Source organism: Streptomyces sp. NPDC001381 (assembly GCF_042895685.1).
Taxonomy (GTDB): Bacteria; Actinomycetota; Actinomycetes; order Streptomycetales; family Streptomycetaceae; genus Streptomyces.
Window position 1 is genome coordinate 1,296,465 of record NZ_JBIAWO010000002.1, and the last position, 16,922, is coordinate 1,313,386.

General features: G+C 72.5%; 14 protein-coding genes and 1 pseudogene. 11 read left to right on the plus strand and 4 right to left on the minus strand.

The features are described from left to right. Nucleotides 1–354: 354 nt before the first annotated feature. Nucleotides 355–501: a hypothetical protein gene (locus tag ACFY2L_RS12755; RefSeq protein ID WP_390822268.1), complete on the minus strand. Its 147-nt coding sequence runs from the start codon at nt 499–501 to the stop codon at nt 355–357. Nucleotides 502–716: 215 nt separating this feature from the next. On the opposite strand from ACFY2L_RS12755, the gene ACFY2L_RS12760 reads away from it, so the two are divergent. From ACFY2L_RS12760 to ACFY2L_RS12780, 5 genes are all read left to right on the plus strand, one after another. Next, complete coding sequence (locus tag ACFY2L_RS12760; RefSeq protein WP_390822269.1) at nt 717–1,391, plus strand: hypothetical protein; 675 nt, start codon at nt 717–719, stop codon at nt 1,389–1,391. Nucleotides 1,392–2,051: 660 nt separating this feature from the next. Then, nucleotides 2,052–3,764, plus strand: coding sequence for a SpoIIE family protein phosphatase (locus ACFY2L_RS12765; protein ID WP_390822270.1), 1,713 nt, complete (start codon nt 2,052–2,054; stop codon nt 3,762–3,764). A gap of 547 nt (nt 3,765–4,311) precedes the next feature. Beyond that, on the plus strand, nt 4,312–5,277 hold the full coding sequence (locus ACFY2L_RS12770) for a YihY/virulence factor BrkB family protein (protein ID WP_390822271.1): 966 nt from the start codon (nt 4,312–4,314) through the stop codon (nt 5,275–5,277). A 342-nt stretch (nt 5,278–5,619) separates the two neighbouring features. Continuing rightward, entirely contained in the window at nt 5,620–5,814 is a 195-nt protein-coding gene (locus ACFY2L_RS12775; protein ID WP_390656965.1) for a hypothetical protein, read from the plus strand. 212 nt (nt 5,815–6,026) lie between these two features. Further along, complete coding sequence (locus tag ACFY2L_RS12780; protein WP_390656966.1) at nt 6,027–6,725, plus strand: pyridoxamine 5'-phosphate oxidase family protein; 699 nt, start codon at nt 6,027–6,029, stop codon at nt 6,723–6,725. Between the two features lie 161 nt (nt 6,726–6,886). Here the strand turns inward: ACFY2L_RS12780 and ACFY2L_RS12785 are convergent, their stop codons facing one another. Together ACFY2L_RS12785 and ACFY2L_RS12790 are read right to left on the minus strand one after the other, a co-directional pair. Then, nucleotides 6,887–8,569: a diguanylate cyclase domain-containing protein gene (locus ACFY2L_RS12785; RefSeq protein ID WP_390822272.1), complete on the minus strand. Its 1,683-nt coding sequence runs from the start codon at nt 8,567–8,569 to the stop codon at nt 6,887–6,889. A gap of 604 nt (nt 8,570–9,173) precedes the next feature. After that, a pseudogene (locus ACFY2L_RS12790) lies at nt 9,174–9,492 on the minus strand (short-chain dehydrogenase/reductase); the annotation flags it as partial. 104 nt (nt 9,493–9,596) lie between these two features. Here ACFY2L_RS12790 and ACFY2L_RS12795 point away from each other — a divergent pair. After that, entirely contained in the window at nt 9,597–10,511 is a 915-nt protein-coding gene (locus ACFY2L_RS12795) for a LysR substrate-binding domain-containing protein (RefSeq protein ID WP_390822273.1), read from the plus strand. Nucleotides 10,512–10,693: 182 nt separating this feature from the next. Beyond that, on the plus strand, nt 10,694–11,248 hold the full coding sequence (locus ACFY2L_RS12800; RefSeq protein ID WP_390822274.1) for a hypothetical protein: 555 nt from the start codon (nt 10,694–10,696) through the stop codon (nt 11,246–11,248). A gap of 123 nt (nt 11,249–11,371) precedes the next feature. On the opposite strand, the gene ACFY2L_RS12805 is transcribed toward ACFY2L_RS12800, so the two are convergent. After that, a complete protein-coding gene (locus ACFY2L_RS12805; protein ID WP_390656968.1) occupies nt 11,372–12,019 on the minus strand; it encodes a TetR/AcrR family transcriptional regulator in 648 nt (215 codons plus the stop codon). Nucleotides 12,020–12,198: 179 nt separating this feature from the next. On the opposite strand from ACFY2L_RS12805, the gene ACFY2L_RS12810 reads away from it, so the two are divergent. The 4 genes from ACFY2L_RS12810 to ACFY2L_RS12825 are packed head-to-tail and all read left to right on the plus strand — an operon-like array spanning nt 12,199 to nt 16,788. Next, entirely contained in the window at nt 12,199–13,755 is a 1,557-nt protein-coding gene (locus tag ACFY2L_RS12810) for a bifunctional 3-(3-hydroxy-phenyl)propionate/3-hydroxycinnamic acid hydroxylase (protein WP_390822275.1), read from the plus strand. Beyond that, complete coding sequence (locus ACFY2L_RS12815) at nt 13,752–14,846, plus strand: alpha/beta hydrolase family protein (protein WP_390822276.1); 1,095 nt, start codon at nt 13,752–13,754, stop codon at nt 14,844–14,846. The genes ACFY2L_RS12810 and ACFY2L_RS12815 overlap by 4 nt, the downstream gene beginning before the upstream one ends. 8 nt (nt 14,847–14,854) lie before the next feature. Continuing rightward, entirely contained in the window at nt 14,855–15,736 is an 882-nt protein-coding gene (locus ACFY2L_RS12820; RefSeq protein ID WP_390656971.1) for a dioxygenase, read from the plus strand. After that, nucleotides 15,733–16,788, plus strand: coding sequence for a maleylacetate reductase (locus ACFY2L_RS12825; protein WP_390822277.1), 1,056 nt, complete (start codon nt 15,733–15,735; stop codon nt 16,786–16,788). The genes ACFY2L_RS12820 and ACFY2L_RS12825 overlap by 4 nt, the downstream gene beginning before the upstream one ends. Nucleotides 16,789–16,922: the final 134 nt, after the last annotated feature.

Here is a 16,922-nt window from a genome sequence, read left to right on the forward strand (position 1 = left end):
GTCCCTCCGGCGGGGGGGGGGGGGGGGGGGGGGGGGGGGCGGGGGGGCGCCCCCGCCGGGGGGGGGGGGGGGGGGGGGGGGGGGGGGGGGGGGGGGGGGGGGGGGGGGGGGCGGGGGCCCCCCCCCCCCCCCCCCCCCCCCCCCACGACCGTGTCCGCGACCGTGTCCGTGAGGAGCACACCCGGCCGCCCTGCCCGACCACTGATCCCGCCGCTGACGGCGAACCGTCGGCCGGCCCGTCACCCGTCTCGAAGCTGCCGGCACACCGACCGCGCTGCGCGCACAGCGCGGTAGGGCGCCGTCAGCGGCGTCCCCGGGCGTAGCGGTCCCCGGCCCCGGTCGGGGAGAGCCGGCTCATCGGCGCCCGCGCAGCTTCCGTACCAGCTCCTGCGCCTGAGCGCGGCGGCGGGGGTCGGCCGCGGTGCGGCGGGCCTGTGCGATCGTCCGCCGGCCCTGCGGACTCCTCACGAACTGCTTGATGCGTGCGACGACTCCGCCCACGACACACTCCTTCCGCCCGGGTGCGCTGCTCTTCTGAGGCACCGTCTCGTTCCCGGCTACCCGGTGACCGGCCGTTCACCCGCTTCCGGCCGGCAGGGCGCGGTCTGTGTCACGACCCGGCAACGGCCCGGAGACCGCGGCAACCGCCGATTGGCCGGAAATCGTTTGTGCCTGCGACAGTCACCGTGAATCGCCACTCACCAGACAGGATCGTCATGGCTCCCTCCACGAAGTCGTCCGACCGGCACAGACCCGGCACCCTTCTCCGTACAGGCGTGATCGGTGCCCTCGCCGCCGTCCTCACGGTGGTTCTCACGGCCTGCAACGGGGACGGGACCTCCACGGCGGGCCCCTCCGCGGGGAAGACCGCGACGGCACAGCCGAGCGGCAGCGGCACGACGGCCGGTGCCCCGCCCGCGGGCAAGCCCACGACGGGCACGGGCAGCGGCGGATCGTCGAAGTCCGCGGCCCCGGAGCCCGCCTCCTCGGCACCGGTCCCGGCCGATCCGATCGCCTCGGGCAGCACGGGCGGTGACGACGGCTGCGACCACAAGATGCCCATCTCACCCGACGAGGTGGCGGTCTACCGTTACACCCCCGAGGGAGGCTCCCTGAGTCTCATCGTCAAGTTCGGCAACTGGGGTTGCGCCCCCGCGGACTCCGACGGCGCCCCCTTCGAGACGGTGGGCAAGGAAACGTACATGCCCCTGGACCAGGCTGCGTACGTCACCGTCACCAACCCCGTCGTGGAGAGCACCGAGAACCAGCACATCGGTCTCCAGGAGTTCCTCGACTGGCTGGAAGCCCATCCGAACAGCGGACTGGTGTTCAAGTACCACCTGGGCGCCGACGGGGCGATCGACCGTCTGGACGAGGAGTTCACTCCCTGAGCGGCCGCGCCGCGACCTCCCGGCCGGATCACGCCACGGAACGACCCTGGGGATCCTCGCCGACATGGCGGCGGACGTCGGCCTACGTCCCCGGGTTCTCGCGGAGGTGAGCCGTCCGCCGGGCCGGGGAAACTGTCGTCGGCGAGCTGCGGCAGCCGGGCCGCCTTCGCGGGCACCACGCCGTCCGCGCAGGGGGCCGTCAGCGGGGTGCGCGCGGCTCCCGCGCCGCCGCCAGTGCCGCCGCGCACCGCGTCGAACACGGCGGGCAGCGTCGCGCGGACGGGATCACCGCCGGGCGGCCGACGCACGACCGGGGCACACGACCGCGTCGACCACCATGGCGTGTCGGCCGAGAACTCCTCGCGGGCACCGCCTCGGCGGGCAGCGCGTCGGGCGCGGGCGAACCGCGGCGGGCCTCCGGCCCGGCGGACGGCGCCGCCGAGCTCGCGCGGTTCGCACCGGGAGCCCAGGGCCTCGGCCGAGCCGGGCGAACCCCTCGGCGGGCGCCTGGCGGGGTGGCCTCGCCCCGGGTTCCCGCGGGGCGGATGTGGGTTTTCCGCTCGTATGGGCATACGGGGAGGGAGCAGGGAAGGGCCACGCACGGCTGGACACGCCGGCGACGGGCGGCGTGCCGGGCGGGCCGATCAGCAGGGAGCCACGATGACGGGGCCGGAGCACGCGGAGACCGCCCGCGGGCGGTGCGTGCCGGCAGCTTCCGCCGCGCTGGAAGCGATCGGTGCCGGCACCTACGTCGTCGACGAGCAGGGCTGCATCATCGCCGTCAACGCCCGCGCCGAGCAGTTGCTGGGCCGGCCCGCCGGGCACCTCATCGGCCACGACGCGCACGACCTGCTCCACCGCGGTCCGCACGGACAGCCGCTGCCGAGAACCCAGTGCGCCATGCGGCAGGCGTTCCACGCGGGACGCACGGCGCAGGCCGACGAGGACTACTTCGCACACGCCGACGGGTCCGTGCTGCCCATCTCCTGGCTGATCACCCCGTACGACATCGGCGACCATCGCGTCGCCACGCTCGTCGTCTTCCACACCCACGAGCATGCACAGGACACCGGCACCGCCCCGCGACCGGAGCCGACGGCCCAGCCGCTGACGGAACTGCAACGGCTGGCCCTGCTGGCCGAGACCACCGCGCAGCTGACCTCGACCCTCGACGTCGACGAAGCGCTGCAGCGGCTGGTGGCGCTGGTCGTGCCCCGGCTGGCGGACTGGGTGATCGTCGACCTGATCACCGAGCTCGACGAGGTGTGGCGCGCCGTCGTGGTCCACGCCGACGGCGACGCTCTCGTGCGGCATGAGGACCTGCAGGGCCCGATGCCGCCGGTTCCCGAGGAATCCCCGATGCCGCTGTCCAGGGCGTTGCGCGGCGTCGCCTCCACCCTGGCCGGCCCGCAGACCTACCAGGGGACACCGGACTCCGGCATCGCGGTCGAGCAGCGCCGCCTGTTCGAAGCCACGGGGATGCACTCCGCAGCCATCGCGCCCATCCGCAGCACCCGCTCCGTCCTGGGCGCGCTGACCCTGGGCCGCGCGAACGCACCGACGGACTTCGCCCCCACGGACCTCCCCCTGATCGAGGACATCGCACGCCGTGCCGCCCTCGCCCTGGACAACGCGCGCCTCTACCAGCGCCAGCGCAAGGTGGCCGAGACCATGCAGAACCATCTGCTGCCCCAGATGCCGAGCGTTCCGGGCCTGCAGATGACCGTCCGCTACCTGCCCGCGCCCGACGCCTCACAGGTGGGCGGCGACTGGTACGACGCCTTCCCCCTGGCCGACGAATCCACCGCGCTGGCCGTCGGCGACGTCGTCGGCCATGACCTGGAGGCGGCAGCCGGCATGGCACAGGTCCGCAACATGCTCCGCGCCTACGCCTGGTTCCAGCAGGAACCCCCCAGCCTGATCGTCGAACGGCTCGACGAGGCGATCCAGCACATCACCGACGTCACCATGGCCACCATGATCTTCGCCCGGGTCGAACCGGCCCACGAGGGGCACTGGCGGCTGTCCTGGACGAACGCGGGTCACCCGCCACCGCTGCTGATCAGCCGGGACGGCCTGACGCGCTACCTCACCGACGGCCACGGCATCCTGCTGGGCACCCGGACGGACACCCGGCGCCCCGACGCCACCGTGCTGCTCCCGCCCGGCTCCACCCTGGTGCTGTACACCGACGGCCTCATCGAAGCCCCTGGTCACTCCCTCGACACGGGCCTGGACCGACTGCGCCAACACGCCGCCGCTCTCGCCCACCGGCCCCTTGCCTCGTTCGCCGACCAGCTACTGCGCCGAGTCCGGCCCACCGACAACGACGACGACGTCGCCCTCCTGACCCTGCGCGTACCCAGAGGCTGACGATCTCCGGTACGGGATGGCCGATCCTGATCGGGCACGGCGTCCGACCCCGTCACAAGAGCGTCTCTTGCCGCCGCCTCTTGACGAACCGCCTGCCCACGGGCGCCCCGCAGGCGAGCAGCCCTGCCGCCAGGGCCCAGTGCTGCCGGCGCCAGAGCGGATTCTGCCGGTGCCAGAACGGGGCGGGTTCGGCCTCGACGGGGATCGCGCCGCGGTCGTTGTCCGGTCCGCCGACGCCTGCCGGGGCTGCGCCCACCCCAGTCCGGCCGTGGTCCCGAGAGCGGTCAGGCACACGACGGCGGCGCCGATCCGGCGCACGACGGGACGTTCAGCCACAGGCCCGGGCCTTTCTGTTCTCCCGTCCCCTGCGCGGGGAGGATCCTGTCGCCGGCGCGGTGGCGCGTCGGCGCGCCGGCATGCGAGAGGCTGCCGCCCGCAACTTCGTTCCAGCGCGGCCCGTGCCCGGGTGGGAAGCCGCAGGTCGGCCGGGAAGGTTTCCGGGGCAACCGCACAGGGAGCATCAGCCGCACGAAGAGGGGGCCACGCCATGGGTACCGCCGTCCACGTCCCGCAGACCCGGGACATGATCGGGGACGAGCTCTCGGGAGACGAGGCGTTCGCCGCCCTGCGGCGTTACGGGGGATGGCGGTTGCTGGCCGACTCCTTCGCCCGGTTCCGTTACGCGGACGGTTTCACCAACGCGCGGGCCCTCGCCTTCCAGGTGGTGCTGGGGCTGGTTCCCTGCACTGTGGCGCTCGTCGGGCTGGCCACGTCGGTGCACACGGAGGGTGGGGGCCGCATCATCGAGCTCACGCTCGGCCGGATCGTGCCCGGCGCCAGCGCCGAGATCGTCCAGGACGCCTTCGAGGGGACGCGGCGCACCGCTCACGGCGATGTGTGGAGCACGCTGGCCCTGTGGCTCGGTCTGGGTTTCGCGCTGTTGAACCTCGCCTCGGCCATGGGCCAGATCGAGCGCGGTGCCAACCGTATCTACGGCATCGAGCGCGATCGTCCCTTTCCGCGCAAGTACGCGCGGGCGATGGTTCTCGCGGTCGCGGCCGGTCTGCCCCTCGTGCTGGGGTTCGTCGTACTCGTGGCCGGTGAGGCCGTGGGCGACGCGGTGGCCGGCTCCGCCGGCCGGCAGGGCGCCGGGCCGCGATGGTGGAGCGTGCTCGACATCCCCGCGGGGCTCGGGCTGGCCTGGGTGGCCTCCGCCGTGATCTTCCGCTGGTCGCCCCGCCGTGGCCAGCCCGGTTACACGTGGCTGGCCTTCGGCTCGGCCGTGCACCTGCTGCTCTGGGTGTCCGCCACCTGGCTGCTCGCCCTGTACGTCGAGGAGAGCGGCGCCTTCGGAGCCGTGTACGGGCCGCTCACCGCGTTCATCGCCCTGCTGCTGTGGGCCAACCTCACCGCCGTCGCGCTCTTCCTCGGCATCGCGTTCGCCGCCCAGCTGGAAGCGGCCCGCGCCGGCATCCGATCGGCTGTCCATCCGGATCCCGGACCGGGTGCGTGAGACCGGGCGAGGAACGAGGCCGCCGCGTGTCCGGCCTCTCACGCCGTCCCCTGGACGCGGGAACCGCGCGGCTGACGGCCGGTGAGCGCGTGCGCCGATGCCCGGTTCAGCAGGCCGTGACGCCGGCGTCGGTCCGTGCCTGCCGCCGGTGCTCGTGCGCGGTCGGGCGTACCGAGGGTGCGGGCGGCCGCCCGCTGGTGAAGCATGTGAGGCCTGGGGGAGCCGGCTCCTCTTCGGGTACGGAGGGCACGGCCGGCTTGAGGCCCTCAGGTGTGATCGTCGCGGCGGCCGTGCTGCAAGGGCTGATGAGCGTAGTCGACCCGCCTTGAGGAGCGAGCGCGTATGCATGAGATGTGGGTTGGGGCCGCACCCCTGGGTGAGCGGCCGGTGTGGCATGTGCTGGCTGCGGACAGGGCGGTCACGCTGTGCGGCGTGCCGCGATCCGGCAGCTTCGAACAGGACACGACGGATCTGCATTGCCTGCCGTGCATGTCCGCCTATCAACGGCTCATGGCGTCCTCGGATTCCGCGGAGTGAGCCGTACGCCCCGCTGCCGGGGCTGCGGTGGCACCTAGCAGGCGTGGCGGCAGAGCCGACAGGCGACGGAATTCGTTGTTCATCACCCCTGTCGCAACTGATCCGGTGGCTGTAGTGTGATCAATCAACCGAATTGAGAACCCCAGGTCGGAATCACCGTCGAGAGTCCTCGACCGTGCGGACCTGCCGTGCAGCCCCAAGGACCGGTACCCATGACCGACCGGACAGGTCCCCCCGCCCCCGACCTGCGTGAGACCCGGCGCACGCGCCACCGCCGCCTGCGCGAGCAGGGCAGTCTGAGCCGCGCCGATCTCGATGCGGTCCTGGCAGCGGGTTTCGTGGGCCATCTCGGAGTGGTGGTGGAGGGCGCCCCGATGGTCGTACCGACCGTCTACGGCGTCGACGGGGACACCCTGTATCTCCACGGCTCGGTCGCCAGCCGCAGCATGACCGCCTCGTCCCAGGACGTCGTCTGTCTGACGGTCACCCATGTCGACGGCCTGGTACTGGCACGCTCGGTCTTCGAGCACGGCGTCAACTACCGGAGCGCGATGCTCTACGGCGTGCCCCGGGCCGTGACCGACCCGGAGGAGAAGCTCACCGGCCTGCGGGTGCTGACCGAGCACATCGCCCCCGGCCAGTGGGACTACGCCAGGCGGCCCAGCAGGAAGGAACTGGCCGCCACCACCCTGCTGGCACTGTCGCTCGAGGAGGCTTCGGTGAAGCTGCGCTCCGGGCCGCCGGACGACGGCGAGGGACCCGACGCCGCGCTGGGCCTCTGGGCCGGGGTGCTGCCGGTGCGGTCGGCATGGGGCGCTCTGGAGCCGGATCCCGCCCTTCCCGACGGCACCCCGGTTCCCGCCCACCTGGCCGCCTTGGCGAGAGAGCGCTCCGGCACGGCGTCCGGCTGACCCCGGAAGGAAGGCTGGCTCCCGCGGGTTCCCGGGCAGGGGCACGGCCGAGTGCCCGGAGGCTCCACCACGCCCGGGGCCCGGTCCGTACCGGAGCAGGGCGCCGGACGGTCTCGTACACCGCGCCGGCGCTCCGAGCCACCGGCGGACCCCGCGAAACGTCACCGGGGAGTCGAGGTACGGCTGCCTACGGGCAGTTGGCGCCGTTCATGCACGCGGACCCGGCCCTTCCCCGCCGCTTTGGCCTCGTACATGGCGAGATCGGCACGGTGCAGCAGTTCCCTCGGGGTGATTCCGGGTTCCGCCACCGCCAACCCGATGGAGGCCGATATCAAGGCTGTCGTGCTGCCCAGTCGGTACGGCTCTGCCAGCGCGTCCAGGATCCTCCGTGCGACCTCCTCGGCGCCGGCGGGATCCGGGCTGCTCCTCCCTTGCAGAAGGGCCGCGAATTCATCGCCGCCGAGACGAGCGACGAGGCCGTCAGCCGGTACAGACGTCCGAAGCCGCCCGGAGGCCTGTACGAGGATGTCGTCGCCGGCCGCGTGTCCGGCGGAGTCGTTGACCGATTTGAAGCCGTCCAGATCCACGAAGAGCACCACGGGCGGGGCGGTGTTCTCGGTTCCGTCCCGGAGCGCTTGTGCGAGGCGGTCGGAGAAGAGGATCCGGTTGGGCAGACCGGTCAACGCGTCATGGAAGGCGAGGTGTTCCAGCCGGGCCCGTTCCGCGACCCGGTCACTCGCGTCGCGGCTGACGACGATCAGCCCTTCCGGATGGTGACCGATCACCGCTTCCACATGGCACCACCGGCCCGCGGCGTCCCGCACCCGCGTGACCACACGGTGGCCGGTCCCGCGGCTGTTCACCTCGCCCTTGCTCCGCAGGACACGGACCGCCCGCACCAGTCCCTCCGCGTCCTCGGGGTGGCAGAGCCGTTGGAGCCGGACGCCCACCAGGTCCTCGGGCCGGTATCCCAGCGCCGGATGCACGGCCGGACTGACATAGCGCACCCGGCCGTCCAGCGAGGCGATCGTGATCACGTCGCAGCTGTGGTCGATCAGCGTCCGGTAGTGCTCCCCGCGTTCGGTGCACTCGCGGGTGAGGCGCAGGTGATCGGCGTGGATGGTTCCCTGCCGGACGCACAGCGCCGCCAGCATCGAGCCCACCAGGCCCCACATCGCCAGATCACCGCCGACTCCGAAGAGAGGGGGGACCGCGACGGCCAGCAGACAGACGACCAGCGGAACGAAGGGGGCCACCACGCCGATGACGGGCATCATCTTCCGGTCGAACCCCACCGCACCGACACTCCCGGGCAGCCAGGGCGACACCGCGACGAGCAACAGCCCGCTCGTCCAGCACACCGTCGTGAGACAGCCGACGTCCGCGTGCAGCCGCAGGGCGCGCAGCATGTCACCGGCGGTGACACCGGCCAGCCCCAGGACAGCCACCGTGACCGCCCTGCGCTCCGTACGGTGCAGGCAGTACCGAAGGGTGATCAGCAGGCCGAGCACCAGCATGTCCGCCACGGCTCGCGCGAGGGTGAGAAACGACATCGACACGTCGGCGCCCTGGACATCGCGGTAGAGCATGACCACTCGCCCCACCGTGAGCAGCGAACCCGCGATCAGCCAGCCGTCGCACAGCCGACGCAGACGGATCGGCACCGTGTCGTTGTCCGCTGCGGCCATCACCAGCGTCGCCATGATGCCCGCAGCGATCACGACGGCGGCCAGGACCCACACCAGGGCATCGAGAAGTACGGCGGAGAGCGGCCCACGGAAGGCGAAGCCCTCCACCACGAGGTGGTGCACACCACCCGCGCCCATCGACACGGCGGAGGACATCAGACGAAGACGTGCTCTCCCCCCGACGGTCCGGGCCCGTAGGCAGAGCGAGACGGATGCCGCCCCGTAGGCCATGGGGACCCCGACGTCCGCCGACACGGCGACGGCCGCGGCAACGCTCCCCGTCACCGCGGCCGCCGGCAGACCGTGTGCGGACAGGATCCTGTGCACGCTGGCGACACCCAGCCGGCCCGCGCGAACGGTGTGGTCAGCACCGTCTCGACCGGCCCACCTCTGGATCATGTGAACCCCCAGGAAGACCGAGCCCGGAACCAGACGAAGGAACATCCGGTACGGCTCAAGCAGAGACAGGACGATAAGAGAACCGGCTCGCGTGCTGCCTTGGCAGGGTCATATGCCACTCGAACTAGCGAAAGTTGTGGCCAGTACTTGCCAACGCTCGGAGCTCCGTGCATCAACCCGGTTGCACAGGGCAGTACTTGACAGCTCCGTCCCCCACGCCGGTCTACTGTTGCGGCGCACCACCACGGTCCGCCGTCACCGCGACAGTGCCGTCCCCGTCCTTCTCCGTCGGATCAGCCTCCCGGGCGGGGGACGGGCTGCCCCGCCGTGACGGCACTCGGACCGGTCGACCGGCCGCCTGTCACCGCGTGTCGAAGTCCGTTCCCCGGGAGACCGTCTCCCACGTGGCGAGTTCGGCCCACCGCGTCCAGGTGTCCGACGAGGGAATCCACCGTGTCGCCGCCGCGGGCGAGCCGCAGCGGGGTGTTGTCGGCGTCCAGGGCCAGCCGGATCGCCGCAGCGGCCTTCGCCGGGTCTCCGGCCTGGGTGCCGTCGCCCCCCTGTACCAGCTTCCTGGTGGCACCGACCTTCTCCGCGTACGCCGGGTGCTCCTGCGAGAAGTGGGCCGCGCCCTTGCCGAACAGATTGGTGCGGAACGCGCCGGGCTCCACGATCAGCATGTCCGTCTCCCTCTCCGACTGTCGTCCGGGGCCTCCCCGCCGACCGCCCCATCCTTCGCCGCGACCAGGATCAAGTCCACGACCTGTAGTGATGGCCATGCGTCATGGATGTCCACGGGCGGGATCTGCGCTACTTCGCTGCGGTCGCGGAGGAACTGAACTTCACCCGGGCAGCCGAGCGGCTGTTCATCTCCCAGCCGGCGCTGAGCAAGCAGATACGGATGCTGGAGAAGCAACTCGGCGCGGATCTGTTCCACCGGGGCCGGCGGGCGGTGCGGTTGACCACGGTGGGTTCCGCCCTGCTGCCGTACGCCCGGGAGATGCTGGCCGTGTGGGAGGCCGCCGAGGCGGCGGTGGAGGAGGTGAAGGGCGCCGAGCGAGACACATTGGTGATCGGCATGTCCACCAGCCCGGGCCGCGGGCTGCTGCCCGCCCTGAGGACCCGGCTGATCTCCCGGCACCCGGAGGCGAGGCTCGTCCTGAGGCAGGTCAACTGGGCCGATCCCAGCGCCGGGCTGGCGGACGGGGCCAGCGATGTCGCCTTCGTCTGGCTGCCGCTGCCGGACGGCGACCGCTACCGTTGCGCGGTGGTCGCTCAGGAGCCACGTCTTGTGGCGCTGCCGCATGATCACCCCTTGGCGGCGCGGGCCGCGGCTGATCGCGAGGGGGCGGTGGACTTCACCGATCTCCTTGACGAGCCGTTCCTCGCTCTCCCGCCCGAGGCCGGTCCCCTGCGCGACCGCTGGCTGGCCTTGGACGCCCGGGGCTGCCGTGCTCCGCGGTTGGGCGCGGTGGTGGCCAGAGCCGAGGAGACCCACGAGGCCGTCGCGAACAAGCCGGGAGTGGCGCTGTTGGCGAGCGGCAACGCCCCGCTGGTCGTCCGGGACGAGGTGATCGCCGTGCCCGTCCGGGGCCTCTCTCCGTGCCGGCTCGCGGTGGCTGCCCGCCGTGACGACGAGCGGCCCTTGGTGCTGGCCTACCTGGCCGCGGCGGCCACGCTCGGAACCGGCGCTTCCTGAATCGGGCCGACGCCGGTGACGCGCCGCGCGCCCGACGTCGGCGGCACTGGAGCGGTCCCCAGGGGCCACGACCCCTTCCACGTGATCGCCCGACCGCCGATAGGCTGCCCGCCGGCAGGGGGTGCCCCGTACTCGCGTCACCAGGGTCCGGGGAGCCCGGCCCTGGCTGAGGAGGCCCTTCCATGCTGGTACGTGCGTGCTCGTTCACCGTCGACCTCGGCGAGAACGGCTACCTCATCGGCTTCACCGACGACTACGCCTACCCCGCCGCGATGCCGTTCGGATGGCGCTGCGGACCGGCCACCGACGCGAGCGCCGTCGTCCTGACCACCACCGACACCGGCCCCCTCCACCTGACCGTCCAGGTCCACGACGCGCCGCCGGACCCGGAGACCGGCGGCGACTGGGAGCCGGCGGAGGAGATGAGCCTGCACACCGACCTGCCCACCCTGTACCTCGCCACGCTGGAACAGGGCGACGTCCTGGACGCCTGGCCTCAGGACGAGGCCCCCCTCGCGCTTCCGCCCTCCACGGACAGCGGCGGATGGGTGCGCATGAGGCTGTACTGCCACACCGACGATCCCACCCCCGGCATCGGCGACCACGGCGAGCGCCACCTCGTCCAGCTCTGGCGAGCTCCCCACTCGCCTCCCGCGCACCCCGAGATCACCGAGGAAGACCAGCAGGCCCGCGCCGCGTATGCGGCCGAGGCCCTGATCTGGGACGACCGCCCATAGGCCAGTCGTCCTTCCTTATGCGAGCGATGGCTCACATCCAGCTCAAGGCCGCGCTCACATACAGCCGCACCGCCCCCATGGCCGGCCCGTGCGCCCTCCGCATGACGGCGCGCGCCGGGTCGTTCAGGGGCCTTCCGGGGGGCCGAGGAGGTAGGCGATGACCGCGGTCTGCAGGTGGGTGCGCAGTTCGGTCCAGGGCAGTGGCCGCTCCGACTCCAGGAACTCGCCCTGGGTGATCCGGTGCGCGATCGTGGCGTAGGTCAGGCGGTAGGCGAAGTCGAGCGCGGCCGCGGGGTTCGCGTGTGCGACAGGGATGTGGCGCAGTGCCTCGGCGAAGTGGCGGTTGCCCTCGGCACTGACCCGGGAGCCCTCGGCGCGAACCGCTTCGTGCCGGGTGCCGAGCAGCAGGAAGACGCGCAGCAGGGCCTCGTGCGCCCGGAAGGCGTCGGTGAGCGCGCCGACGGCCTCCGCGACCGCCACGGCCGGATCGCGCAGGAGGCGCAACCTCTCCTCGGACACACGCCCGGTGATCTCGGCCTGGAGGTTCTCGGTGAAGGCGCGCTGGATGGCCAGCAGGAGCCCTTCCTTGTCGCCGAACCGGCGGTAGATGCTGCCGACCGCCATGCCGGCCCGCTCGGCGACGGCCGCCACGGTGAGCGCGTCCACTCCGCCTTCTTCGAGCAGCGCGTACCCGGCCCGCAGGATGTCCTGCTGCGAGCGGCGGCTGCGCTCCTGGACGGCGGCGGGTCTGTCGGCGCTGGACTCGGTCACTCGCGCATCCTATCGACAGGGCTCTTGACGCCCGTGTCGCCAGTATGTGAATCTCGACTCACGTTAAATGTGAATGAAGATTCGCATACGGGGGTCCCGGCCCGCGCGGCCGGGCCCCCGCCCCTCTCCTTCTCACCTCACCCCTCGCAACGGCGCGGGAGTGTTCCCGGAGGTGTCTCATGACTCCGCTCCACGACGTCGCGGTCGTCGGCTACGGGCCGACCGGCCTCACCGCCGCGTCCCTGCTCGGCAGGCTCGGCCACCGGGTGGTGGTCTGCGAGCGCTGGCCCGGTCTGTACGGGCTGCCCAGGCTCACCCACATCGACGACGAGACCGCCCGGACCATCCAGGCGGCCGGCGATGCGGACGAGGCGTTGCGTGACTCGTCGACGTGCACGTACGTGTGGCTCAACGGCAAGGGCGAGACCCTCGTGCGCATCCCCGCGAACCCCCGCGGTCCGATGGGATATCCGGACCACATCTCCATGTACCAGCCCGACGTGGAGAGCGCCGTCGACAAGCGGCTGCGCGGCTACGGAACGGTCGACGTCCGCCAGGGCTGGGCGGTCACCGGCCTCCACCAGGACGACGACGGCGTCACGCTGCGCCTGCGCGGCTGGAACAGCGACGGGGCCACCGCCGACGGCCCGCACGACGAGGTCCGGGCCCGCTATGTGATCGCCGCCGACGGCAGCCGCAGCGCGATACGCGAACTGCTCGGTGTGGAGCGCCAGGACTTCGGCTTCAACGAGCAGTGGCTCAACATCGACACCGAGTGGCTGCGCCCCCAGCCCCCGGAGTTCGCGCACGGCACCCAGTACTGCGACCCCGCGCGCGGCCACATGACCATCAACATCGGGACCACCCGCCAGCGCTTCGAGTTCGCACTCCTGCCCGGTGAGAGCCGCGAGGAGATGACCGACCCGGAGAGCGCCTGGCGGCTGCTGCGCCGCCACCACGACCTGGGCCCGGACGACGTGCGGATCATCCGGCACCTGGTCTACGGCTTCGAGGCGCGCATCGCCACCCGTTGGCGCACCGGCAGGGTCTTCCTGGCCGGCGACGCCGCCCACACCATGCCGCCCTATCTCGGCCAGGGCGCGTGCAGCGGCCTGCGCGACGCCACCAACCTCGCCTGGAAACTGCACCTCGTCCTCGGCGGACAGGCGCCCGACACCCTGCTGGACACGTACGAGAGCGAGCGCCGCCCGCACGTCACCGCCCTCACCCACGCGGCGATCGCTCTCGGCAAGGTCGCCAACACGCACGACGCCGAGGCCGCGGCCGCCCGGGACGCGGCCTTCCTCGCCGGCGAGGTGCCACCGCCGCCCCCGTTCCCGCCCCTCACCGACGGAGTGCTCCGGCAGGGCACGAACGCGCCGGTGGGCACCCTCACCCCACAGGGCCGGATCCGTCGGGCCGACGGGCGCATCGGACGCCTCGACGACCTGACCGGCTACGGCTTCACCCTGGTCGCCACCGAGGACCCCGGCCCCGCCCTCGGGCCGGAGCGGCTCGCCCGGCTGGAGCGCCTGGGCTGTGCCGTCGTCGCCCTCGACACGGTCGACGACCTCGACGGACGGCACCGGGAGTATCTCCGGCTGCTCGGCGCGGTCGCCTATGTGGCGCGTCCCGACTTCGTGCTGTTCGGTGCGGCGGCCGACCGTACGGACCTGGGCGCGCTGGTGGACGACCTCGATGCCGCGCTGTCGGGAACGACGGTGGCAGCCGTATGACGACCGGAGATCGCGGAGCGGACGCGGCACTGCCGCCGCTGGTCGCCGCCCAGCACCGGGCCATGCCCTTCACCCGGCTCACCGACTGCGGGATGGATCCCGCCGACGCCCGCCGCCTGCTCGCCGACACCGCCGCCGGACTCCCGTGGCAGGACGCCGCCGCGATCCTCGCCGACACCCAACTGGTGCGCGCCCGGGCCGCCGAGGAGAACGGCCACTCCGTCACCGCCCGTCAGGCACGCCGGTTCGCCTCCGCGGCCCTGATGTTCGCGCAGATGGCCCTCCACACCGACACCGCGGAGAAACGGGCGCTGTACGCCCGGCACACCTCCGCGACCGCCGCTCTCGCACCCGAGGTGGAGCGCGTGCGGATCCCGTACCGCGACGGCGTCCTCGGCGGCTGGCTGTGCCGGCCCGCCGGCCCGCCCCGTGCCACCGTGATCGTGTGGGGCGGGCTCAGCGGCTGGGGAGCGGCGTATCTGCCGGTCGCCGACGCGTACACCGCGCGCGGTCTGGCCTGTCTGCTCGCGGAAGGGCCCGGCCAGGGCGAGTCGCGGCTGCGCCACGGGCTGTACGTCGACGAACACGTCATCGACGGCTTCGCCCGCTTCGTCGACCTGGTCGAGGCCGATCCCCGTCTCGGCGGCGCCACCGGCATCCACGGCATCAGCTTCGGCGGCCTGTTCGCCGCCCACCTGGCCGCCGCCGATCCGCGCGTCGGTGCCGTGGTCGTCAACGGAGCCCCGGCGACCCCCACGGTCCCCGAGTTCCGCACCGCCCGCGAGCAGATGGCCGCCGTGGTCGGCACCGACGACCCGGGCCGGGTGGCCGAGGTCATGGACAGCCTGCGCTTCGACCCGGACAAGCACCGCATCCGCTGCCCGCTGCTCCTGCTGCACGGCGGCCGCGACCCCCTCGCCCGTTACGAGGACCAGGAGCCGTTCCACCGCGCCGCCGACCCCGACACCGCCACGCTGCGGATCTGGCCCGACGGGGAACACACCCTCTACAACCACGCGGCCGCACGCGACGCGCTCACCGGTGACTGGTTCACCGACCACCTCGCAGGCCGGCACACCCCGAACCGTTAGGAAAGCCAGTGGACTTCACCGTCGAGACCGCCACCGACGCCGTGGTGGAGAGCTTCCGTGAGACCGAGGACCGGAGGCTGCGGCAGATCATGGAAAGCCTGACCCGTCACCTCCACGACTTCGTACGGGACATCGAACCCACCATGGAGGAATGGGAGGCAGCGATCGGTTTCCTCACCGCCGTCGGCCGCAAGTGCGACGACACACGGCAGGAGTTCGTCCTTCTCTCCGACGTCCTGGGCGTCTCCATGCTCGTCGAGACCCTCAACGGCTCCGGGGAGGGAACCGAGAGCACGGTCCTCGGCCCCTTCCACATGACCGAGTCACCCCGCCGCGAGCTCGGCGACTCCCTCGACCTCCTCGGCACCGGCCGCCCCTGTGTCGTCTCCGGCCGAGTGTCCGCCGCCGACGGAACTCCGCTGCCGGGCACCGAACTCGACGTGTGGCAGTGCTCCGAGGACGGCTTCTACGACGTGCAGCAGCCCGAGGTGCAGCCGCCGGGCAACGGGCGCGGGCTGTTCCGCACCGACGACCAGGGCCGCTACTGGTTCCGCAGCGTCGTCCCGTCCCACTACCCGATCCCCACCGACGGCCCCGTCGGCGCCCTCCTCGAAGCCACCGGCAGGCACCCCTACCGGCCCGCCCACCTCCACTTCATCGCGAGCGCCGGGCATCACCGGCCGGTCACCACGCACGCGTTCGTCGCCGGCAGCCCCTATGTCGACTCGGACGCCGTCTTCGCGGTCAAGCGGGGACTGATCACCGACTTCACCGAGTCCCACGACGCGCGGGAGGCCGAACGCTTCGGCGTGACGGTGCCCTTCACACACGCCGAGTTCGACATCGTCCTGGCTCCGCAAACCCCCACCGCGGCGGAGTCGACGCGATGACCTTCACCTACGAGGCCCTGCCGATGCGGGTGGTCTTCGGCACCGGCAGCCTGCGTCAACTGCCCCAGGAAGCGTCGCGGTTGGGTCTGCGACGGATCCTGGTGCTGTCCACCCCGGGACGGCGTGCGCTCGCCGAGCGGGCCGGCGTCCTGCTGGGTGAGGCGTACGCCGGGCTGTTCGCCGAAGCCCGGACGCACGTACCGGCCGACCTCGCGGAAGCGGCCCGCGCAGCCGCACGCGCGACCGGCGCGGACGGCTGTCTGGCCATCGGCGGCGGCTCCTCCATCGGCCTGGGCAAGGCGATCGCCCTGACCACCGGCCTGCCCGTGATCGGCGTGCCCACCACGTACGCGGGTTCCGAGATGACCCCCGTCTGGGGGCTCACCGACAACGGCCGCAAACGCACCGGCCGCGACCGGGCCGTCCTGCCGCGCAGCGTGGTCTACGACCCCGAACTCACCCTCCGCCTCCCCGTGGACACGTCGGTGACGAGCGGCTTCAACGCCGTCGCGCACGCCGTGGAGGCCCTGTACGCGCCCGACGCTTCCCCGATCGTGTCCCTGATGGCCGAGGAAGGGGTGCGCTCGCTGGCCGCGGCCCTGCCGGTCGTCGCCGCCGACGCCGGTGACCTGCGGGCCCGCACCGACGCGCTGCGCGGCGCCTGGCTGTGCGGGGCGTGCCTGGGCGCGACGACCATGTCCCTGCACCACAAGCTCTGCCACGTCCTCGGCGGCACCTTCGGCCTTCCGCACGCCGCCGTGCACACGGTCCTGCTCCCGTACGTCGCCGCCTTCAACCTTCCCGCGGCACCGGCCGCCGAGCAGGCCCTGCGACGTGCGCTGGCCACCGACGACGTACCGGGCCACCTCGCGCGAGCCGCCACCGAACTCGGCGCTCCCCGCTCGCTGGCCGAACTGGACCTCACCGAGGGCGACTTCGACGAGATCATCGCCCAGGCACAGGCCCGGCCCTACGCCAACCCGCGCCCGGTGACGGCGGAAGCGCTCCGCTCACTCCTCACGAAGGCCCTGAAGGGAACCCTCGCACCCTGACCCTCACCCTGACCCTGAGCATGACTGAGCGGCCATGAGCGGGAAGTGACACGGGACTTCAAGGCGCACGCCCACGAGCGGTACGCCGAGCTCCGCGCCAGGGCTCCCCTCCACCGGGTCCGGATGCCCGACGG